The following is a 22,871-nucleotide window of genomic DNA, read 5'->3' as shown; positions in this document are numbered from 1 at the left end:
TTGAAAATGACTTAAAAGTAAGTCGCTTTTAAACCTAATCCGGCGGTTTCTTCTAAACCAAACATTAAGTTCATGTTCTGAACTGCTTGCCCAGAAGCTCCTTTTAATAGGTTATCTATTATACTTGTAATTAAAAGTTTTCCATTGTGCTTGTGCAAATGAATTAAACATTTGTTGGTATTCACTACTTGTTTTAGATGTAAAAAATCATCTGAAACAAAAGTGAATTCAGCATCTTTATAAAACGCGTTGTATAATGCTTTGGCATCTTCAACAGAACCTTCGTAATCGGTGTAAACCGTAGCAAAAATACCTCTTGAGAAATTTCCTCGGTTAGGCATAAATAGGATTTCCGAAGAAAAACCATTTTGTAATTGTTTAACCGACTGATTAATCTCTCCTAAATGCTGATGCGTAAACGGTTTGTAATAAGAAAAATTATTATCACGCCACGTGTAATGTGTTGTTGCAGATAAAGATGTTCCTGCACCTGTTGCCCCTGTTACAGCATTAACGTGCACATCCTGATTTAAAAAATTTGCTTCAGCCAAAGGCAAAATAGCTAACTGAATAGCTGTTGCAAAACAACCCGGATTTGCTATATAGTTTGCTTTTTTAGTCGCTTCTTTATTTAACTCAGGTAAACCGTAAACAAATGTTTTTCCTTCAAAAACTTTATCAGCTTCTAATCTAAAATCGTTTCCTAAATCAATGATTTTTGTGTTTTTCGAAAAGGTATTAGCCTCTAAAAACTTCACTGAATTTCCGTGACCTAAACATAAAAACAACACATCAACATTAGGATTCACGGTATCTGTAAATTTCAAATCTAACGATCCTACTAAATCTTGATGCACTTTGCTTATCTGATTCCCTGCGTTACTTGTACTAAACACAAAATCAATTTGAGCTTCTGGATGGTTGATAAGTAATCTTATCAATTCACCGGCTGTATAACCTGCGCCTCCAATTATTCCAACTTGAATCATTATTTTGAATTTACTTGTTGATAAATTTTATTCTGATTACCTAAGATTTTGATAAACCCTTTAGCGTCATCTGCAGTCCATGCTTTGTTTTCTTCACCGTAAGTACTAAACTTACTAGACATTAAATCATGACTAGAAACAATACCATCTAAAGAAAAGTGATATGGTTTTAAAGACACTGTTACCTCACCGGAAACCATTTTTTGAGAACTCTGTAAAAACGCTTCCATATCTCTCATTACTGGATCTAAATACTGACCTTCATGTAAATGCATCCCATAAAAACTAGATAAATATTCTTTATGTTGCAACTGCCATTTTGTTAACGTGTGCTTCTCTAATAAATGATGTGCTTTTACGGTTATTAAGGCTGCAGCAGCTTCAAAACCAACACGTCCTTTAGTTCCAACAATCGTATCACCAACATGAATATCTCTACCAATAGCATATTTAGAAGCGATATCATTAAGCTTTTCAATATTTATTTGAGGCGCATTTGCTTCTCCATTTAAAGCCGTTAACTCACCGTTTTTAAAAGTTAGCACTACTTTTTCCTCCCCTTCTTTTTCTAATTGAGATGGGTAAGCTTCACTTGGCAATGGTTTTTCAGATTCTAAGGTTTCAACACCTCCAACACTGGTTCCCCAAAGTCCTTTGTTTACCGAATATTTTGATTTCTCCCAAGGCATATCAATACCTTCAGATTTTAAATAATCAATTTCTTCTTGTCTCGTTAATTTTTCATCTCTAATTGGTGTAATTATCTTAATACCAGGAGCCAATGTTTGAAAAATCATATCAAAACGCACTTGATCATTTCCTGCTCCAGTACTTCCATGAGCAATATATTCTGCACCGATGCTTTTTGCGTATTCCACGATTTCAATCGCTTGAATAATACGTTCTGCACTTACAGAAAGTGGGTAAGTACTATTTTTTAATACATTTCCATAAATTAAATACTTCACTACTTTCTGATAAAAAGTGGCTACCGCATCAATATTTTTATAAGTTGTAACCCCCATTTTATAGGCATTACTTTCTATATGTGTAATTTCTTCTTTAGTAAAACCGCCTGTGTTTACACTTACCGCATGAACATCGTACTCCTTTGATAAACTTACTGCACAGTATGAGGTATCTAACCCACCACTGTATGCTATTACTAATTTTTTCATTTTACTATATTTATATAACTTATTTTCTACTTTATTTTAATTCTCTAATTTCAGCTTCAAAACACGGATTAACATAATACCTAAAATTTAATTCATCTCGTAATTTTCCTAACTTTTCAAGTTCTTCAACTAAAACTCTAGACATTTGAGACAAGGTAATATGGGTCATCCCTAACAATTCGTTGTAATGATGCACTTTCGCTGTTTGGGCAATTGAAATAAGAAAGGTATCACTATAGAATTCTGTTATTTTGGCCATTAACAACAAACCAAGATTCCAACTTCTATAAATATTATCTACCCATAATGAGGATCGCTCATATACAAAATGCTCATGAACCTTGTGTTCATGCACAAAAATATGCCCGTAAATTACGCCTTTTTTTCTTAAAAGGAAGCAACCATTACCAACACGTTTTTTAAGCATTTCCACACTTACATAATACAACGTAGGGAGTTCTTTTGATCGTTCTGAAATAAGCTCTAAACACTTATTGGAAAGTTTATAAACAAGATCTATTTCTAAGCCTTCTTTTTCACAAAAAGCTTCTGCCTCCTCTATTATACTGTCAATTCCCATTTCTAATTCCGTATTCATTTTAATTTCTGCGGACATTTTCTTATAAAACCTACCAAGTTCACAATGACTAAACTGATACTAGATATTATTAATAATTTATCTGCCATCTTTACTTTCTCTTCTTTTTTTTGATAGCTGAACTGGACGCACCTAGTTCAATAAATGAAACGCACCCTTACGGGCGACGAGGAAAACTACGACGCATAATAAACCGGTGGTTAACTTTTAAATTAACGCTTTTTTGAAATGCTATGAAAATATTTTTGGACACTATGAAAAAAATTAAAATTACGCTTTAGGCTTTACTCAACAATCAATAACTATACTAATTAGTTACTGCGGCGGCGGCGCAATGGTAAACCCGGTGTAGTAGGACGTATTTTATTTTCTAAATTTTTCATGAAGCGAAATTAAAATTTTATTTCCAAAGCACCTAATTTTGATATATTTTTTGAAAAATTTTATAGAAATCTCTTTTTTTTAAGTGTTTTGTTTTAAAAAACGCAACTCAAAAACCTTTTCGTTGCAAGGTGAAAATTGGGCACAGGAAAATATTAAGTTCCATTTTTTTTATAGAAACAGGAACTTTTTAGCGATTCATAATAAAGAAGTTAGCCAAAGCCCTTACCCCTTATACTTAAAACCCTTAGTAGAAACTTGGCTTTCCGTTGGAAAATCGATTGGTATTCGTTTTTGTTTTACTTTTCCAGTAGCTGCCCATTCCGTGCCGCGAAGCAATAAAGTGATTAAACCTACGCTCTCAAACGAAGTTTCATCGTGTCCCAATGTGGTATGAAAAATTCGTCCTTTTCCGTACTTTATAGTCATCGCTACAGGTTCCTTTTGTTCCAATTCTGGTTTTTTCAAAGTAGAAACTGCTGTAGCAAGTACTTCCACGTTTTTCGCAGGACCTCTTAAATAGGCATAACACTCATCGGCAGCATGCATCCAAGTTTTAGGAAAACCTGTTGTTATTGGGTGTTTCGTATTAAAAGTAGTTACCATAAAAGCCTCCAATTTACCGTGTTTTCCCGCAGCACCAGGCGTATGGTCTTTTTTCACATTATTATGCTTATCCACATACAAATACGGTCCATCTTTTTCTGTTCGACCACCCCAACCCCCAACGGCAATCATTTCATTATAGGCTTTCCATTCCGGGAAACTATTATCGGCGGCATGTATACTTACAAAACCTCCACCGTTTTTCATGTAGGTTTCAAAATTTTTCTGGGTCTGTTCTGGCCAAGGCGCAGCTTGCCATCCAAAATTAGATATTACCACATCGTAATTACTAAAGTTCGGATTAAAATCTGGATCGGTTTTAGGTTTTCCTTCCACCCCAGGGGCAACGCCTGCATAAGCCAACCAATCTTTATATTTTTTACTTTTATTTAAAAACTTTGTTCGCGCAATATCCACCTCAAAAAGATTGGTTTCCTCTAAATACTGTTTCATCATAATAGTAGATTTTGGCCATACCACATGGTTGTTTTGCCCATCCACAATCAAAACTTTAATTTTATCTTTTTTACTATTACAGCTATACACTTGCAGTATCGTAAACAAACTAATTATTCCTACTAAAAAATTCCTCATACTAGTATTTAATCTAAATTTCTAACCCAAATATTTCTAAAACTTATGGGGTTTCCATGATCCTGTAATTTTATAGGCGCCTTGCCATGGGATTTATTTTTTGGCCAACCTATATATTCTGTTGTCCCTTTAATTATAAAATGATCCTGTACCAAAACGCTGTTATGAAGCACTGTAATGCTTGCCGATTTCGTCTTTTCTCCTTCAGCGTTAAACACGGGAGCATGGTAAATAATGTCGTAACTATTCCATTGCCCAACCGGCACCGAAGCCATTGCTAGCGGCGCCGACTGTTTATATACAGAAGCTACCTGCCCATTGGAATAGGTTTTATTATCTATATTATCCAAAATCTGCACCTCATACCTTCCTTGTAAAAAAACGCCACTATTGCCACGACCTTGCCCTTTTCCTTCTATTTTCTCAGGAGATTTCCATTCCAGATGCAATTGCACACTGCCAAATTTTTGTTTGGTTTGGATACTTGAATTTTTCATTTCCTTTCCGCGAGAAACGGTCATGCTTTTTTCTTTAATATCTACTAGCCAGGGCACTTTCCCGCCTCCGTTTACAAGCTCCCAATTATCCACATGAGTTCCATTAAACAAAACCACAGCATCGCTAGGTACACCGTTTTTCCCATAAGGATTTACCCTTGGCGGAACAGGCGTGTAAAACTCCGTTTCTTTGGGCTGCGTTGGCGCTTCTAAACCATCAAAACTTCCAGTTTCTATCGCCTTTTGTATAGTGTTTTCTTGTCCTATAACCGACAAACCAAGCAACCCAAAAAGTAAAAATATTCCTTTTTTCATATTCTAAAACTTACAATCCTAAAATTTGTCGCAACTGTTTTTTATCGGTTTCACCACCGGCAAAATCATCAAAACTTCGGCCTGCAGCTTCAATTATATGTTTTTTAATAAATGGCGCTCCTTCTCGAGCACCTTGTTCAGCCGATTTAATACAGCATTCCCACTCCATAACCGCCCATAGATCGAGATCATACTTAGTAAGCTTTGAAAATATGCTACCAAAATCAATTTGTCCATCTCCAAGCGACCTAAATCTTCCTGCACGATTGGCCCAACTCGAATAACCACCATAAACCCCTTGTTTTCCCGTTGGATTAAATTCAGCATCCTTCACATGAAAAGCTTTAATTCGTTCGTGGTAGAAATCTATAAAACTCAAATAATCCAATTGCTGCAAAATAAAATGACTTGGGTCGTATAAAATATTCGCTCGATTATGGTTTCCAGTAGCATCCAAAAAACGCTCAAAACTCACCCCATCATGTAAATCTTCTCCGGGATGTAATTCGTAACACACATCCACACCCTGTTCCTCAAAATGATTTAAAATTGGCAACCAGCGTTTCGCCAATTCTTCAAAACCCATTTCCACCAAACCATTTGGGCGCTGCGGCCAAGGGTACATCGTGTGCCACAGTAAAGCTCCCGAAAAAGTAGCATGGGATTTCAACCCCAATCGCCCACTGGCAGTTCCCGATTTTTTCACAAAATCTATCGCCCATTCCGTTCTTGCTTTCGGATTCCCACGAACCGCTTCTGGCGCAAAACCATCAAACATACTGTCGTAAGCAGGGTTTACAGCAACCAATTGCCCCTGTAAATGCGTAGACAATTCGGTAATTTCCAAACCATACGACTGTACTTTTCCTTTTAAGTCATCGCAATAGGTTTGACTTTCCGCTGCCTTTTCCACATCAATTAAATGCGACTCCCAAGTTGGAATTTGAATTCCTTTATACCCTAAACCAGCTGCCCATTTACACAAACCATCCAAAGTATTAAACGGCGTCTCACTGCCAGCAAATTGCGCTAAAAAAATAGCAGGCCCTTTTATCGTTTTCATAATTTTATTTTTTTTGGCGTTAGCACTCCCGTGAGCGATCTGGATCACTACGCAATCCCTCCTGCATTGCGGAATTTCAAACATGCTGTTCCATCCCTAACGCGGTAATCTTAATCCATTTTTAATTTTACATTTTTGTCCAAGCCGCATTGTTATTATCACTTGCCACAGCGGCGTAAATAAATTGCACCCCACGAAGGCCATCGGCTGCCGTTGGATAATCTGGGTTTTCTATTATTTCACCATTTAAATCGGCCAACAAATGATTGGCAAAATTCTTATAAATGGTCGCAAAAGCTTCCAAATACCCTTCTGGATGTCCCGCAGGAATTCTCGAAACCTGCAAACATTCTGGATATAAACCGTTCCCATTTGGCGTATATACTTTCATAGGTTCGTCTAGCCAATGGGTTGTTAACTTATTCGGATTTTCTTGATGCCATTCCAAACTTCCTTTAGTACCATACACTTTTATGGCTAGATTGTTTTCTTCTCCCAAAGCAATTTGAGAAATAGACAAGGTGCCCTTAGCACCATTTTCCAAACGAAGCAATAAATTCCCATCATCGTCTAAAATTCTTCCATCGCCAAACCGACCTAAATCGGCAGCCAATTCCTCTATTTTCAAACCAGTTATGTATTCCATCAAGTTTTCTGCATGGGTTCCAATATCTCCTAATGCACCGCCAATCCCAGAACGTTTGGGATCCACACGCCAAGCGGCTTGCTTATTATTAGTAGTTTCCACGGCTGTAGACAACCAACCCTGTAAATATTGTATTTGTACTTTTCTAATGGTTCCTAAATCGCCTTTCGCTACCATGGCACGCGCCTGTTTCACCAAAGAATTCCCAGTATAATTATGGGTTAAGGCAAAACGTTTTCCGCTTTGTTCCACCACTTTTTTCAGCGCCAGAGCTTCTTCCAACGTAAGTGTTATAGGTTTATCACAAACCACATGAAAACCATGTTCTAAAGCCATTTTTGCGGGTTCAAAATGCATATGATTTGGTGTTACAATAGCCACAAAATCCATACGTTCTTCCTCAGGAAGCGCTGCCTCTTTTAAAATCATCTCCGCATACGTGCCGTAACACCTTTCTTCAGGAAGCAACAAAGCTTTTCCAGAAGCAATAGATTTTTCTGCACTACTACTAAATGCGCCACAAACCAACTCGATCATCCCATCGATAGCAACAGCTTTTCTATGCACATCCCCAATAAAGGAGCCTGTGCCACCGCCAATCATGCCCATTCTTAATTTTCTATTCATTGTATTTTTATGCTTTTGAAGTTTTTGCTTGTTTTTTCATATACATATTCAGACCTAAAAAGGCAACTATTAATATCGCAGGTAATAAAGACATGGTTCGTAAAGCTTCCGAAGCACTTGCATTATCCATTAAGTGCCCCATAATAGGCAACACAATCGATACCGAAAACATCCCTGCTCCACCCATAATCGACAAACCTAAGGCACCGGTTTCTGGTAAATATTCGGCAACAAAACCAAGCATAGTTGGCCAGAAAAAGGTTACTCCAACTGCAAAAATTGCTGCAGCTACAAAAGTCATTCCTCCCGAAGTAATGGTAAGCAACCAAAGTCCTATAAAAGTAAATATGGCAGAATACAATAGCATCCCTGACGGCTTTAATTTATGCACCACCTGGCCGGCAAACATTCTACCAAGCGCCATAATACCATTTATAAAAGCCAAAACTAACAACGGCGCAGCGACCGATTCTTTAAGCAAAGACTCGATCCGCTGTGTGGTACCTAGCTCCGAAGCAGCCGTAAGAAACATGCAAAAAACCATAAACAAAAACAGTGGCTGCAGTACGCTTTTAAACATATTCTTATTACTAATACCCAACTGCACACGTTCGGTAACAGGAATTTTTTGTCCGAAAAACAAAACTCCATAAAGCACCAATGGGATAAATAAAGTAGCAACCATACTTTCCCAACTTAGCCCCATAACATCCATGGTTAGCCAACCTATTAGCGAGCCAATTACAATGCCTCCAGGAAACCATACATGAAATCGATTTAGCATTTTAGTTTTTTGCTCGGGGTACATCGATGCTACCATAGGGTTTAAAGCAGCTTCTACAAAACCATTTCCGATTCCTATACATAAAGTAGCAACAAACAAAGTGGTCATGGAGTCTGCCATTAAAGTCAGAACAATGCCAATGGCATGGGTAAAAAAGGCCATCCATGAGATTTGTTTAATCCCTAATAAATCTACTAAAGGACCTCCAATAAGCATGGCAATGGTAAATCCGAAAAAAGCAGGAGCAAAAGCATAACCTAATTGTTCTAAGGTTAAGCCAACACCTTCTGGCCCGAAAACGGTTTCCAGTCTGGCACGTATCGCAAAAGTCATGGCAGTAGTTATTAAAGCCAAACAACTGGCCAGAAATAATCTGTTTTTATTTACTTGTTCCATGGTATATTTAGTTTAGTTCGTTTCGTTTAGGATAATTGTTTCCCTACTTTAATAAGTAAATCCCTGGTTAATCGGATTCCTTCTTCTTCTGGCACTTTTATTCCTTCATATTCTACACCTACAAATCCTGTGTACCCTACCTCTTGTACCATTTTCATCACCCGTCCATAATCTATAGTGGTTTCGTTTCCTTGTGCATCGAATTCGTACGATTTAGCACTTACCGCTTTCGCAAAAGGAAGCAATTGTTTCATACCCTTATATCGATCATAAGATTCCAAACACCTTCTATATTTATCATATTGTATACAGAAATTCCCAAAATCGGGTAAGGTTCCACAGTTTTCTCTTTTTACTTTTGAAAACACATCGGTCATCCAATTTCCATTAGAAGAGAAGCCGCCATGGTTTTCTACCAGTACATTCACATTGGCATTTTTAGCGAAATCGGAAAGTTTTTCCAAAGAATCCACTCCAGCTTTTAGGGCATCTGTTTTATCTACGCCACCAGCTAGATTTACACGAATGGCTTGGCAGCTCAAAAAATGCGCCGCTTCCACCCATTTATAATGATTTTCTATGGCTTGCAAACGTTTTGAAGTATTGGCATCGGCTAGATTTCCTTCGCCATCTATCATAATAAGTAGATTCTGTTGGCCTTCCCCATCCGCACGGGAGTTCATTTCTTTTAAGTATGCCTTATCTTTAGACTTATCTTTATAAAATCCATTAACATATTCCAAACCAGTACACCCCAAGGCACGTGATTTCGCGGCAAAATCTAGGGGATCCATTTTCCCCGCAAACAAAGCACGGTGCAAAGACCATTGGGCTAAAGAAATATTAAAAAATAAAGGAATATCGCGAACTACCTTTTCCAACCCAGGAACCGTAGCTTCTTTTTCAGATTGTTTACAAGCATACAAGCCCAAAGCAGCCAAAGCCAAACTGGATTGCGATGTTTTTACAATAAAATCTCTACGTTTCACACCTTTATTTTTTAATTACCATAATAAAGTAGGCACGTGAAATTATATAAAAAAAGGAATCTTACTGTTTATTTTTATTCAGTGAAAGAATTTGAACAAAATCACAATTCTAGATAAGCACTTATATTTTCTGCCACGCGAAAACGCATGCGATACTCGTTTGGCGAACACTTTTCATGTTTTTTAAACACGGTAGAAAAATACTGGCTCGTTGTAAAACCACACATATATGCCACTTCACTAATAGTAAGCCCTGGCTCGTTTTTCAAAATTTCTTTAGACATTTCCAACCGCCTAATAGTTAAATAACGCATGGGTGTTAGGTTAGTTAGCCGCTTACAATGATGGGTAAATCTGGTTAATCCAACACCTGCCGATTTCGCCATCAACTCAATAGTCCATTGTTCTGCCAAACTTTTTTCTAATTCTTTCAAAAAATACTGTACACTTCTAGAGCTATCGGTTAGCGATTCGTTTAAAACAATATTTTCTGAATTTAATAAATCTAAAATCAAAATCAGTAAATAGTTAATCAGCAACCGTATTCTAGAAGCATTACTGCCATTTTTATCGGTATTTACAGCGTTATTAATTCGTTTAAAACAATCTCTAAAACGGGAATCGGTTTTTAAAATAGACTTTTTATTCTGTCTTAAAATAGTAGTTAAACGAGCTAAATCCGCTTTAGTTAAAGTAATCCAATCTGGCCAAACCCAATCTTGGTGCGGCCTACGAACCCCCAAATCGATTATAACCCAGTAAAATTTCCCCATACCAATATGCGGGTTCCCCACCTTATGCGCTTCCCAAGGTCTCGTAATTGTTAAATGGTTTGGCGTAAGCTCCACTTCCCTTCCCTCCTGGGCGTAGGGCATGGTTCCAGATTCTAAAAAATGAAATTCTATCCCTTCGTTGCGATGCCAATCCAGCCCCCAGTCTTGTGGCTCGTTAGCATCCCAATACCCGATACTATTTAGTCCCAAAGTATTTTCATCCAATCGATCTCCAGGATAAGTATGCCTAGCCAAGGCTTTAAATTTGAGTTTTTTTCGTTCAAAAGCATCAATTAAAGGCACACAGGTATCCGCATGATATACTACACCTTCGCCTTCAAATGGTTTTATTTCCTGTATAGTTAGTTTCACTGAAAAATTTTGAACATTGAATAGCTGCAAAATAGCTATTTTTCCATTCTACAGAAAAATTTACATCATATTTTATTTTATTGACACTTTTTTCTGTGTTATACCAACTAATCAACAACAAACCACCAAAGAGATGAATAACAAACCTATTAAAGAGCATCCAGAAAAATACGACGCCATAGTTATTGGCACTGGAATTAGCGGCGGATGGGCAGCAAAAGAACTATGTGAGCAAGGGCTTAAAACCTTGGTTTTAGAGCGTGGACGGATGGTTAAACATATTGAAGATTACCCTACCATGTATATGGACCCTTGGGATTTTAAACACCGTGAAAAACAGCATCCTGACGAAACAAACAACCAGCACAACCAAAGAAAACTCTGGAGAGGCGCTTTAACTAAACCAGCTACCAAACACTGGTTTGTGGACGATGTAAAACATCCATACAATGAAGAAAAGGATTACCTATGGATACGCGGCTACCATGTTGGTGGTCGGTCTATTATGTGGGGAAAACAATCTTATCGATTAAGTGATTTAGATTTTGAAGCCAACAAAAAAGACGGCCATGGGGTAGATTGGCCTATTCGCTACGATGATTTAGCGCCTTGGTACGATAAGGTAGAAGCGTTTATTGGGGTTTCAGGTGAAAACCTAGGACTACCACAGCTTCCCGATGGTAAACTAGAACCACCAATGGAACTAAATTGTGTAGAAGAAGATTTAAAATCTAGCATTGCTAGTAATTTTGACGACCGATTACTAACTATTGGTAGGGCAGCGCATATTACAGGAGATAAAGCCCGCGCAGGGAGAAGCAAATGCCAGTATAGAAATCGCTGTATTCGCGGTTGCCCTTTTGGAGGCTATTTTAGCAGTAACTCTTCCACGCTTCCAGCTGCAGAACGCACAGGAAATATGCACCTAAGACCAAATTCTATTGCCTATGAAATTGTTTATGATGACAACTTAAAAAAAGCTACCGGCGTAAAAGTGATGGACGCAGAAACCAAAGAAACATTTTTCTTTAAAGCAGATATTGTATTCTGTTGCGCTTCTACAATAGCTTCTACTTCCATATTAATGCAATCCAAATCGGAGCGTTTCCCTAACGGACTCGGGAATGATTCAGGGGAATTAGGACATAATTTAATGGACCATCACTATGCGGTTGGCGCATCGGCTCAGGTAGATGGTTTTGAAGACAAATATTATAAAGGAAAACGCCCGAATGGTTTTTATATTCCACGTTTTAGAAACCTTGGCGATGAAAAAACCGACCAAAAAGACTTCCTTAGGGGTTATGGCTACCAAGGTGGAGCTAGTAGAACCAACTGGAAACACGCTGTCTCGGAGCTAAGTTATGGTGAAGATTTAAAAAAGGATATTTTAAAACCAGGCCCATGGACCGTTGGTTTGGGCGGTTTTGGAGAATGCTTACCGTACCATGAAAACAAGATCGTTTTAGATTATGATAAGTTAGATTCTTGGGGCTTGCCTACCGTTACTTTTGATGCCGAAGTAAAAGAAAATGAAATTAAAATGCGTATTGACATGCGCGACCAAGCGGTTGCTATGCTAAAATCTGCAGGGTATAAAAATGTAAATGGCCACATGGGCAAAGCCATTCCAGGAGCCTGCATACACGAAATGGGAACCGCGCGTATGGGACGCGACCCTAAAACATCGGTTTTAAACAAAAATAACCAAGTGCATACCGTTCCAAATGTATATGTAACCGATGGGTCTTGTATGACTTCTTCTGCTTGTCAAAACCCATCGCTTACCTATATGGCGATTACTGCTCGAGCGGCTAATCATGCAGCAAAAACTTTTAAAAACTCAAAAAACAGCTAAACCATGAACAGACGAACGGCATTAAAAAACTTGACCAAAGGTATTGGATTTGCAGTAGCAACCCCAACCATAATGCATTTGTTAGCCTCTTGCCAAAATCAAACAGAAACTTGGAAACCGCTTTTCCTTTCGGAAGAAGAAAAACACCTCGTTATTCAGTTAACCGACCTCTTTATTCCTAAAACCGATACACCAGGCGCAGTAGAAATTAACACACCACAATTTCTAGACAGTATGTATCAAGAGGTAGAAACGACGCAAAACCAAGAACACTTTAAAAAAGGGGCACAACTATTTGCTTCCGCCTTTCAAAAAAAATCGAATAAGGCGGTTTTAGAAGGTACAAAAGAGGATTTTAAACCGCTTTTAGACGAGTACTTTAGTCTTTCGCCCGAAGAAACCAAAGCGTTAATGCGGCAACAAAAACAAAACATGAAAGACCTTGCAGCATCTGAAATGGAAAAATTTAGTATGTATAAATTTTTACTATCCACCAGATACTATGCTATTTTTGGGTATTGTACTTCGGAAGAAATTGGAGAAAATGTTCTTGCCTATGATCCCATTCCTGGCATGCAACAAGGCTGTGTTTCGGTAGAAGAAATCTCTCAAGGTAGAGCTTGGTCTTTGTAAAAACACTAAGTTTACAATGAAAACTTTTAGGTGGCAATGACAACCCAGCCCAGCCAACCGAAAGCGGCTATAATGTTTTACAAAGTGAAAGTCATCCTGTAGAGTTTAAGGCTATCGAGATTTTAGAATTATAACCTTAAAAAAAATCGTCTATCTTGAAAGACGTAGCTACGTACTTCCCTAACAGACGATTTTTATAATTAAAATGGGTAATTAAATTTACTCCACAATAAATTTTCCTTTCATTATAGCAAAATGCCCTGGGAAACTACATAGAAAATCATAAGTTCCTTTTTCAGGTGCTTCAAACTCTATAACAGTTGTTTCACCACCTCCAATAAGTTTGGTATGCGCAATGACTGCTTCACCATCATCTGGAATATAACCTGAATCCCTTGCTGTTGCTGCTTTGTTTCCAAAAGCAACCAAATCAACACCAGATTTTAAAAGCACAAAATTATGTCCCATAATATTTTTATCCATCTTCCCTAAATGCTTAAAAGTAAGCTTCACTTTAGAACCTGATCGCACTTTAATTTCCCGCTTATTAAACTGCATGGCATCATTAGAAGTTAAAACCACATCGTTAGGACTATTTACAACTTCTTTTGTCGAGTTTGTGGTGTTTTCATAAGTAAATCCTTCTTTTTTCTTTTCTTTCTTATCACCACAACCAACAACTACAAGGCATGATATTATAGAAAGTACCAGATATTTTAGTGTTTTCATTTTTGATTTGTATTAATTATTTAGACCATTCGGCGGTTAAATATATGATTATAAACAATCTTAAAAGTGCGTTTTCTTTCAATGAAAAATATTAAACCAAAAAATAAGAAATTTACTTAAAAAATTATAAAATATAATCGGTACTAATGAAGTTAGATGTTTTTCTTTCTAACAACTCGGTTAAAATCGCGTTATTATATTCGTTGTCTTTTGAAGCCACAAAGGTTCTAATAGAAAAAGAACGTAACGCATCATACACACTTAAAGTACCGGAAGCGGAATCTTTACGACCTGTAAACGGATACACATCTGGTCCACGCTGACAAGAACTGTTTAAATTCACACGACAAACTAGGTTTACTAAAGTATCGATTAGCGGTGAAAGTGTATGAATGTTTTTTCCGAATAAACTCACTTGTTGTCCATAATCAGACTCGGCCATATCATCTAAAGGCTCTTCAATATCTGAAAAAGGAATCACCGGAATTACTGGTCCGAATTGCTCCTCTTTATAAACACGCATGTCTTTAGAAACTGGATATAAAACGGCAGGGAAAATATAATTCTCGCTAGTTTCACCACCTTTATTATTTAAAATTTTTGCACCGTTTTCTAGGGCATCATCAATTAATTCTTGAATATAAGCTGGTTTTTCAGCTTCTGGAAGCGGCGTTAATTTTGCACCTTCTTCCCAAGGGTTTCCAAATTTAAGTTGATCTACTTTATAAGCAAAACGTCTATTAAATTCCTCAACAACCGATTCGTGAACATAAAGTACTTTTAATGCCGTACAACGTTGCCCGTTAAAAGACAGGGTGCCCGCAATACACTCATCCACGGCTAAATCTAAATCGGCATCAGGTAAAACAATGGCTGGATTTTTAGCTTCCAACCCTAAAACCATACGTAAACGGTTCCCTTTTGGGTGCTGACCTTGAAGTATGTTAGCAGATTTACTGTTTCCAATTAAAGCCAAAACATCAATAGCTCCAGATTTCATAATTGGCGCAGCAAGTACACGACCTCGACCGTATACAATGTTTACAACCCCTTCTGGAAAACTACTTTGAAAGGCTTCTAATAATGGTGTAATTAATAAAACACCATGTTTTGCAGGCTTAAAAATTACAGGATTCCCCATAATTAAAGCTGGAATTAACAGTGCAAATGTTTCGTTTAATGGGTAATTATAAGGCCCCAAACATAAAACGACACCTAATGGTCCACGACGAATATGTGCGTAAACACCGGCGTGTTTTTCAAATTTTGCTGAATCTCTATCAATTTGTTTGTAAGCTTCAATGGTATCGTAAATATATTCTACGGTTCTATCGAATTCTTTTTCAGAATCTGGCAAATTCTTCCCGATCTCCCACATTAGAAGTTTCACAACTTCTTCACGCTTGGTTTTCATTTGCTCTACAAACGTTTCCATACAGGCAATTCTATCGGCTACTTTCATCGTTGGCCATAAGCCTTTCCCGTTATCGTAAGCAGAAGTTGCTGAATCCAGAACCTCTAAAGCTTCTTTCTCGCCCAATTGAGGAATAGTCCCTAAAAGGGTTGGTTTGTACTCTGGAGTTGATGAAATAGTTGAATACACTTCGGCCGTATCGCCTTCCCAAGCCTTTAACTCGCCATTAACGAGGTAAGTGTTTTGATGTAAAAGTGATTTTATTTTATACGCTTCTGGAATTTCCTGAAAACTTGTTTTCATTTTATCTATCATTTAGCATGTTTAACGCTATGCTTTTGTTTTATGTTACATAACAGACATGACATTTACCCTCAAAGTAACTAAATTTTAGTATAAACTGACAGATAAACCATTGATATTTTGAAGAAGTGAAACGAAAACGTTTGCGGGAGTTTTTGTAAATTTTAAACTAAAAACTGAAATAAATCGGGCTTGTCATTTAAATAATCACCATAGAAATTACGCTGTTTCAACTTAGCAATAAGCGGTTCTAAATCGGAAGCTGATTTTAGCTGAACCCCTACTACCGCCGAGCCATTTTCTCTATTGGTTTTTTTAGCATATTGAAAATAAGTGATATCATCATTTTCACCTAAAATATCAACTACAAATTCTTTTAAAGCTCCGGCACGCTGCGGAAAGTTAATAATGAAATAATGCTTCAAATTTGCATATAGGAGTGCGCGTTCTTTAATTTCTGGGGTTCTCGTAATGTCGTTATTACTACCACTAACTACGCAGACTACGTTTTTACCTTTTATGTCTTCAGCATAGAAATCTAAAGCAGAAATACTCAAAGCCCCAGCGGGTTCTACTACAATAGCATCTTTATTATAAAGTTCTAATATAGTTTCACAAACTTTCCCTTCCGGAACGGTTATAGTAGCATCTAAGTTTTCTTTACAAATAGCAAAATTTAAATCTCCAACACGTTTTACAGCTGCGCCATCAATAAACTTTTCAATCTGATCTAATGCTGTGTTTTTATTGTTTTCAATAGAAACCGTCATGGAAGGTGCACCTTTTGGTTCGACCCCTATGATTTTGGTATTTGGAGAAAGTTTTTTAAAAACGGAAGATAAGCCAGAAGCCAGCCCGCCGCCGCCAATAGGAATAAACACATAATCAATTGGACTTTCAGCCTGCTCTAAAATTTCTAAACCCACGGTTGCTTGTCCTTCAATCACTTTTTGATCATCAAAAGGATGAATAAATGTTTTGTCTAGAGCCTCACATTCCTGCATGGCTGCTTTACTAGCATCATCAAACGTATCGCCAACTAATTTGATTTCGATATAATCTTCGCCAAACATTTCAACCTGCTCCAATTTTTGTTTCGGCGTTGGCGTTGGCATAAAAATGGTGCCTTTAATTTTTAACAATTTACAGGACAAGGCCACACCTTGGGCATGGTTTCCTGCGCTTGCACAAACAACGCCACATTCGGATTGCTTAGAAGTCAGAGAACTGATCTTATTATAAGCACCTCTAATTTTATAAGAACGCACTTGCTGTAGGTCTTCACGCTTCAAATAAATGTTTGCGTCAAACTGTTTGGAGTACCTTAAGCTATGCCCTAAAGGCGTAACTGCCGATACGTTTTTAATCGTATCGGCAGCTACCTTTATATCACTTAACTTAGGAAAATATGTGCTTCCCATGTTCATAAAATGAAATTTAAACTATGGGCTTCATAGCCGTCATAGATGCTCTTAAAAATTCACCTACTTTTTCAACTGGGTGATTTCTTAAGGCTTTGTTTACAGCAATAAGTTTAGCGTTATCTACACCTTCACCGTTGTCTTTAGCATAAGCTTTACCTATAACATCTGTACCAACAGTTTTCATGAAATCGGCTAATAAAGGCTTACAAGCGTGATCGAATAAGTAACAACCGTACTCAGCAGTATCAGAAATCACAGCGTTCATTTCGTATAATTTCTTTCTTGCGATCGTGTTAGCAATTAATGGTGTTTCGTGTAAAGACTCGTAGTAAGCAGAAGCATCAATAATTCCTGAATCTACCATAGCTTCAAAAGCTAATTCTACACCAGCTCTTACCATAGCCACCATAAGTACACCATTATCGTAGTACTCTTGCTCAGTGATTTCAACATCTCCAGCAGGTGTTTTTTCGAATGCAGTTTCAGCTGTTGCAGCTCTCCATCCTAATAAATCTTTATCATCATTAGCCCAATCTGCCATCATTCCAGCAGAAAAACGACCTTCGATAATATCATCCATATGCTTTTGGAATAACGGACGCATGATATCTTTTAATTCTTCAGACAACTCAAATGCTTTAATTTTAGCTGCGTTAGAAAGACGATCCATCATGTTAGTTACACCACCATATTTAAGACCTTCAGTTACAGTTTCCCAACCGTATTGAATTAATTTTGAAGCGTAACCTGGCTCGATGCCTTCTTCAACCATTTTATCGAAACATAAAATAGAACCTGTTTGTAATAAACCACAAAGAATCGTTTGCTCACCCATTAAATCAGACTTCACCTCAGCAATAAAAGAAGATGCTAATACACCCGCTTTATCACCACCGGTTGCTACAGCATAAGCCTTAGCTTGCGCCCAACCTTTTCCTTCTGGATCGTTTTCTTCGTGTACCGCAATTAATGTTGGCACACCAAATCCTCTTTTATATTCTTCACGAACTTCTGAACCTGGAGACTTAGGCGCCACCATAATTACAGTAAGATCTTCACGGATTTGCATCCCTTCTTCAACAATATTAAAACCATGAGAATATGCTAAAGTCGCTCCCTTTTTCATTAAAGGCATCACCGCTTTAACCACGTTAGTGTGTTGCTTGTCTGGCGTTAAGTTTAAAACTAAATCTGCCGTTGGAATTACCTCTTGGTAAGTTCCTACTACAAATCCGTTCTCTGAAGCATTAACAAAAGAAGCACGTTTTTCTGCAATTGCAGCATCACGTAAAGCATAAGAAATATCTAATCCTGAATCTCTCATGTTTAAACCTTGATTTAAACCTTGAGCTCCACAGCCTACGATTACTATTTTCTTTCCTTTTAATGCGTCCACCCCATCAGCAAACTCTGAAGTGTCCATGAATCTACACTTCGACAATTGATCTAATTTATCTCTTAACGATAGTGTGTTAAAATAATTTCCCATTTTTAATTTAATTATTATAATTGATTATTGAATGCTGACAGCAATTCAGTTATTTTCATTTCTTCTTTAGTTACCGCAATACGTCCTGAACGCACAAATTGCATGATACCAAACACATTTAAATCGCGACGTAAAGCTTCTATTTCGTTTCTTCTTCCTGATTTTTCAAGAACAAAAAATTCTTTATTTACAGTCACAATTCGTGTATTACTTTCTTTAATTATATTTTGAATTTGAGGCTCATCAAATAACAATTCTGATTTAATTTTGAACATACAAGATTCGGTAAAAATAGTTTCCTCGTCTGTGTGATAATATGCTCTTATCGTCTCAACTTGTTTTTCAATTTGCTTTACAATTTTTTCCGCATTGGTTTGCGTCACATTCACAACAATGACAAAACGATTTACACCATCGATTTCTGATTGCGATGTTGTTAAACTTTCAATATTGATGTGTCTACGCTGAAAAATTGCTGAAATACGATTTAGTAAACCGATGTTATTTTCGGTGTAAACAGAAATCGTAAATGTTTTTATATCTTCACTCATGTCTTTTCTTAATTTAGCTTAATCGTACATCTGAAACTGATGCTCCCGAAGGAATCATTGGAAACACATTATCTTCTTTTTCAACACAAACCTCTAAGAAGTATGAATCTTTTGAAGCAATCATTTCTTTTACAGCTGCTTCCATATCTTTACGATTAGTCACACGCTTTCCTTCTATATGATACCCTTTGGCGATGGTTACAAAATCAGGGTTGGTCATTTCGGTAGAAGCATAACGCTTATCGAAAAACAACTGTTGCCATTGACGTACCATACCTAAAAACTCATTGTTTAAAACCACAACTTTTACCGGTACTTTCTGTTGAAAAATAGTTCCTAACTCTTGAATATTCATTTGAAAACCACCATCACCAATAATCGCTACAACCTCTCGGTTTGGCGCAGCCATTTTAGCACCTATCGCTGCTGGAAGTGCAAAGCCCATAGTTCCTAATCCGCCAGAAGTAATGTTACTTTTAGACACATTAAAATCGGCGTAACGACAAGCAATCATTTGGTGTTGCCCAACATCAGAAACGATAGCTGCATTTCCTTCGGAAGCGATATTGATTTGCTTGATAACTTCACCCATGGTTAATCCTTCTTTCGTTGGATTAAGATCATCATTAATTACAGTATCGTATTCAATTTGGTATAAATCTTTGAATTCTTTTAACCAAGCATCATGCGATTTTGCCTCTAAAGCTTCTGCTAACATGGCTAAGCTTTCTTTTGAATTTCCTAAAACAGCAACATCAGCCATAACGTTTTTATTAATCTCTGCTGGATCAATATCAAAATGAATCACTTTTGCTTGCTTGGCATAGGTATTTAAATCACCTGTAACACGGTCGTCAAAACGCATACCGATAGCGATTAAAACATCACACTCATTCGTTAATTTATTTGGTCCGTAATTACCATGCATACCAACCATACCTACATTTAAAGGATGTGTCGATGGTATTGCAGAAGCTCCTAAAATGGTCCAAGCAGCAGGAATTCCAGCTTTTTCAACTACAGCTTTTAATTCCGCTTCAGCTTCACCAAGAATAACACCTTGTCCCCAAACAATCATTGGTTTTTTTGCGTTATTAATTAATTCCGCAGCAGCGTTAACCGCATCCTGACTTGTTTTTGGAATAGGCTTATAACTTCTTACGCCTTTACATTTTTCGTAATTAAAGTCTAATTCACCAAACTGTGCATCTTTAGTTATATCAACTAAAACAGGGCCTGGTCTTCCGCTTTTAGCGATATAAAATGCTTTCGCAATCGCCCCGGGAATATCCTCAGATTTGGTTACTTGTACGTTCCATTTAGTAACTGGCGTAGAAATACCTACGATATCGGTTTCCTGAAAAGCATCACTACCTAATAAGTGCGAAGCCACCTGCCCAGTAATACAAACTAAAGGCGTAGAATCGATTTGCGCATCGGCAATTCCTGTGATTAAATTGGTTGCTCCAGGTCCTGAAGTTGCCAAAGCCACACCTACACGTCCTGAAATACGTGCAAAACCTTGAGCCGCATGTGCCGCCCCTTGCTCATGACGCGTTAAGACATGATGAATTTGATCTTGAAATTTGTATAATTCGTCGTAAACAGGCATAATAGCACCACCTGGATACCCGTAAAGAATATCAACACCTTCGGCTATTAAAGACCTTACAACTGCTTCGCAACCTGTAATTCGTTGTGTTTTGTTTGCCACTTCTTTTTTATTTAATGTTTTTGTTTCCATAATTCACAATTTTTATTTGTGAGATTTCCGTTTGCCCGGAAATGAAAATTTTATTTATGCATCGGTAACACAACCTTTTGACGCTGACGCTACTGATTTTGCATACTTATATAAGATTCCTTTTTTATGTTTTAATTCTGGTTGAACCCATTGTGCTTTTCTTTCAGCTAATTCTTCATCAGAAAGTAGTACGTTAATTGAATTATCTTCAGCACTAATTCTAATTTTATCACCTGTTTTTAAGATTCCAATAGTCCCTCCGTTTTGTGCTTCTGGCGTTATGTGTCCTACTACAAATCCGTGTGTTCCTCCAGAAAAACGACCATCTGTAATTAAAGCTACAGATTTCCCTAAACCAGCACCCATAATTAATGAGGTTGGTTTTAACATTTCTGGCATCCCTGGACCACCTTTAGGCCCCACATAACGGATAACGACGACATCTCCTTTTTCAACTTCTCCATTAGAAATCCCCGTGTTTGCCGCTTGTTCTCCATCGTAAACCACCGCTTTACCTTCAAAAAGCAAACCTTCGTTTCCAGAGATTTTTGCAACAGCTCCTTCTACAGCTAAGTTTCCGTAAAGGATTTGTAAGTTTCCTGATGATTTTAAGGCCTTATCTTTAGGATAAATAACATCTTGATCATTTTCAAAAACCAAAGGTTCAACATCTTTTAAATTTTCAGCTAAAGTTTTTCCGGTAACGGTCATACAATCGCCATGTAAAAAACCATTATCTAATAAATACTTCATAACAGCTGGCGTTCCTCCAATACCGTGAACATCTTCCATTAAGTATTTTCCACTAGGTTTTAAATCGGCTATTAACGGCGTTCTATCACTTACCGCTTGAAAATCTTCTAATGTAAACTCGATATCTGCTGCATGTGCAATCGCCAAAAAGTGTAATACAGCATTTGTAGAACCTCCTAAAGCATTTACAATAGCAATCGCATTTTCAATAGATTTTTTAGAAATGATATCTAAAGGTTTTAAATCCAATTCTAAAAGATTTTTAATCGCTCTTGCGGTTCTTTCACTTTCAGATAATTTATTCGGATTTTCAGCAGGAATAGATGAATTGTAAGGCAATGCAAAGCCCATACATTCTATTGCCGAAGCCATAGTATTTGCTGTGTACATCCCTCCACAAGCTCCAGCTCCCGGAATGGCACTTTTTATAATTTCTCTGTACTCATCTTCATCAATTTCTCCAGCCACTTTCTGACCTAAAGCTTCAAAAGCTGATACGATATTTAATTTTCTTCCTTTATATTTCCCTGAAGCAATCGTTCCTCCGTACATCATGATTGACGGACGGTTTAAACGCAACATCGCAATGACTGCTCCCGGCATATTTTTATCACAACCTACTACAGAAACCAGTGCATCATAGCTTTGGGCATTCATAACGGTTTCAATAGAATCGGCAATAATATCACGAGACGCCAATGAATAGTTCATTCCTGAAGTTCCCATTGAAATCCCATCACTAACACCAATCGTGTTAAATCCTAAACCTACTAGATTCGCTATTTTACATTCAATTTTAACCTCAGCTGCTAAGTTATTTAAGTGCATGTTACACGGGTTTCCGTCGTATCCTGTGCTTGCAATTCCAACCTGAGCTTTATTCATATCCTCATCAGTCAATCCTACCGCATATAACATGGCTTGAGATGCTGGTTGAGATTCATCCTGCGTTAGCCTTCTACTATGTTTATTAAGTTCTTTCATATTTGTTGCAAATAATTTTATGCTTTATCTTAATTTATATCATTATTCTAAGCTTTATCAACCTTTCAATACAAATCCTTCAAAATCTTAAAATAAGATTCGAAAGTAATTTATTAGGGCGTCAAACTACTTAATTTTTATTATTTATAGTTAAATTCACAATCACAAAAAACAACTTAAA

19 protein-coding genes are annotated in these 22,871 nt (G+C 37.3%); 2 read left to right on the top strand and 17 right to left on the bottom strand.

Annotated elements, in window-relative coordinates:
* Positions 1-11: 11 nt before the first annotated feature.
* The 10 genes from argC to KO493_RS08820 all read right to left on the bottom strand — a co-directional run bounded on the left by argC (position 12) and on the right by KO493_RS08820 (position 10,808).
* Positions 12-989: an N-acetyl-gamma-glutamyl-phosphate reductase gene (gene argC / locus KO493_RS08865; protein WP_216067580.1), complete on the bottom strand. Its 978-nt coding sequence runs from the start codon at positions 987-989 to the stop codon at positions 12-14.
* Positions 989-2,167 carry an argininosuccinate synthase gene (locus tag KO493_RS08860; RefSeq protein WP_216067579.1) on the bottom strand — a complete coding sequence of 393 codons (1,179 nt, stop codon included), beginning with the start codon at positions 2,165-2,167 and terminating at the stop codon, positions 989-991. The genes argC and KO493_RS08860 overlap by 1 nt, the downstream gene beginning before the upstream one ends.
* A gap of 31 nt (positions 2,168-2,198) precedes the next feature.
* Positions 2,199-2,765 carry a hypothetical protein gene (locus KO493_RS08855; protein WP_216067578.1) on the bottom strand — a complete coding sequence of 189 codons (567 nt, stop codon included), beginning with the start codon at positions 2,763-2,765 and terminating at the stop codon, positions 2,199-2,201.
* 606 nt (positions 2,766-3,371) lie between these two features.
* On the bottom strand, positions 3,372-4,346 hold the full coding sequence (locus KO493_RS08850; protein WP_216067577.1) for a ThuA domain-containing protein: 975 nt from the start codon (positions 4,344-4,346) through the stop codon (positions 3,372-3,374).
* Between the two features lie 8 nt (positions 4,347-4,354).
* Positions 4,355-5,158: a 3-keto-disaccharide hydrolase gene (locus KO493_RS08845; RefSeq protein ID WP_216067576.1), complete on the bottom strand. Its 804-nt coding sequence runs from the start codon at positions 5,156-5,158 to the stop codon at positions 4,355-4,357.
* Between the two features lie 10 nt (positions 5,159-5,168).
* The gene (locus KO493_RS08840) at positions 5,169-6,221 is read right to left on the bottom strand and encodes a sugar phosphate isomerase/epimerase family protein (RefSeq protein WP_216067575.1); all 1,053 of its coding nucleotides are present in this window, start codon (positions 6,219-6,221) and stop codon (positions 5,169-5,171) included.
* Positions 6,222-6,348: 127 nt separating this feature from the next.
* Entirely contained in the window at positions 6,349-7,494 is a 1,146-nt protein-coding gene (locus tag KO493_RS08835; protein ID WP_252723189.1) for a Gfo/Idh/MocA family protein, read from the bottom strand.
* 7 nt (positions 7,495-7,501) lie between these two features.
* Entirely contained in the window at positions 7,502-8,674 is a 1,173-nt protein-coding gene (locus tag KO493_RS08830; protein ID WP_216067574.1) for an MFS transporter, read from the bottom strand.
* A gap of 26 nt (positions 8,675-8,700) precedes the next feature.
* Entirely contained in the window at positions 8,701-9,663 is a 963-nt protein-coding gene (locus tag KO493_RS08825) for a sugar phosphate isomerase/epimerase family protein (protein WP_216067573.1), read from the bottom strand.
* A 101-nt stretch (positions 9,664-9,764) separates the two neighbouring features.
* A complete protein-coding gene (locus tag KO493_RS08820; RefSeq protein WP_216067572.1) occupies positions 9,765-10,808 on the bottom strand; it encodes a helix-turn-helix domain-containing protein in 1,044 nt (347 codons plus the stop codon).
* Between the two features lie 133 nt (positions 10,809-10,941).
* Here KO493_RS08820 and KO493_RS08815 point away from each other — a divergent pair, with 133 nt between their 5' ends.
* Both KO493_RS08815 and KO493_RS08810 read left to right on the top strand, forming a co-directional pair.
* Complete coding sequence (locus KO493_RS08815; protein WP_216067571.1) at positions 10,942-12,666, top strand: GMC oxidoreductase; 1,725 nt, start codon at positions 10,942-10,944, stop codon at positions 12,664-12,666.
* A 3-nt stretch (positions 12,667-12,669) separates the two neighbouring features.
* The gene (locus KO493_RS08810; protein WP_216067570.1) at positions 12,670-13,299 is read left to right on the top strand and encodes a gluconate 2-dehydrogenase subunit 3 family protein; all 630 of its coding nucleotides are present in this window, start codon (positions 12,670-12,672) and stop codon (positions 13,297-13,299) included.
* A gap of 219 nt (positions 13,300-13,518) precedes the next feature.
* Here KO493_RS08810 and azu read toward each other — a convergent pair whose 3' ends face one another.
* The 7 genes from azu to ilvD form a co-directional block, all read right to left on the bottom strand.
* Complete coding sequence (gene azu, locus KO493_RS08805; RefSeq protein ID WP_216067569.1) at positions 13,519-14,028, bottom strand: azurin; 510 nt, start codon at positions 14,026-14,028, stop codon at positions 13,519-13,521.
* 124 nt (positions 14,029-14,152) lie between these two features.
* On the bottom strand, positions 14,153-15,745 hold the full coding sequence (locus KO493_RS08800) for an NADP-dependent glyceraldehyde-3-phosphate dehydrogenase (protein WP_216067568.1): 1,593 nt from the start codon (positions 15,743-15,745) through the stop codon (positions 14,153-14,155).
* 164 nt (positions 15,746-15,909) lie between these two features.
* Positions 15,910-17,172, bottom strand: a complete 1,263-nt coding sequence (ilvA, locus tag KO493_RS08795) for a threonine ammonia-lyase IlvA (protein ID WP_216067567.1) — start codon at positions 17,170-17,172, stop codon at positions 15,910-15,912.
* Positions 17,173-17,182: 10 nt separating this feature from the next.
* Positions 17,183-18,658 carry a ketol-acid reductoisomerase gene (gene ilvC / locus KO493_RS08790; protein ID WP_216067566.1) on the bottom strand — a complete coding sequence of 492 codons (1,476 nt, stop codon included), beginning with the start codon at positions 18,656-18,658 and terminating at the stop codon, positions 17,183-17,185.
* 14 nt (positions 18,659-18,672) lie between these two features.
* A complete protein-coding gene (gene ilvN, locus KO493_RS08785) occupies positions 18,673-19,209 on the bottom strand; it encodes an acetolactate synthase small subunit (RefSeq protein ID WP_216067565.1) in 537 nt (178 codons plus the stop codon).
* 13 nt (positions 19,210-19,222) lie between these two features.
* A complete protein-coding gene (gene ilvB / locus KO493_RS08780) occupies positions 19,223-20,953 on the bottom strand; it encodes a biosynthetic-type acetolactate synthase large subunit (protein WP_216067564.1) in 1,731 nt (576 codons plus the stop codon).
* Between the two features lie 54 nt (positions 20,954-21,007).
* Positions 21,008-22,690: a dihydroxy-acid dehydratase gene (gene ilvD / locus KO493_RS08775; protein ID WP_216067563.1), complete on the bottom strand. Its 1,683-nt coding sequence runs from the start codon at positions 22,688-22,690 to the stop codon at positions 21,008-21,010.
* Positions 22,691-22,871 lie beyond the last annotated feature (181 nt).

The sequence above is a fragment of the Pseudotamlana agarivorans genome, assembly GCF_018860245.1.
GTDB lineage: Bacteria > Bacteroidota > Bacteroidia > Flavobacteriales > Flavobacteriaceae > Pseudotamlana > Pseudotamlana agarivorans_A.
The sequence above is the reverse complement of the archived record's forward strand: the minus strand, read 5'-3'. Positions and strand labels throughout refer to the sequence as shown.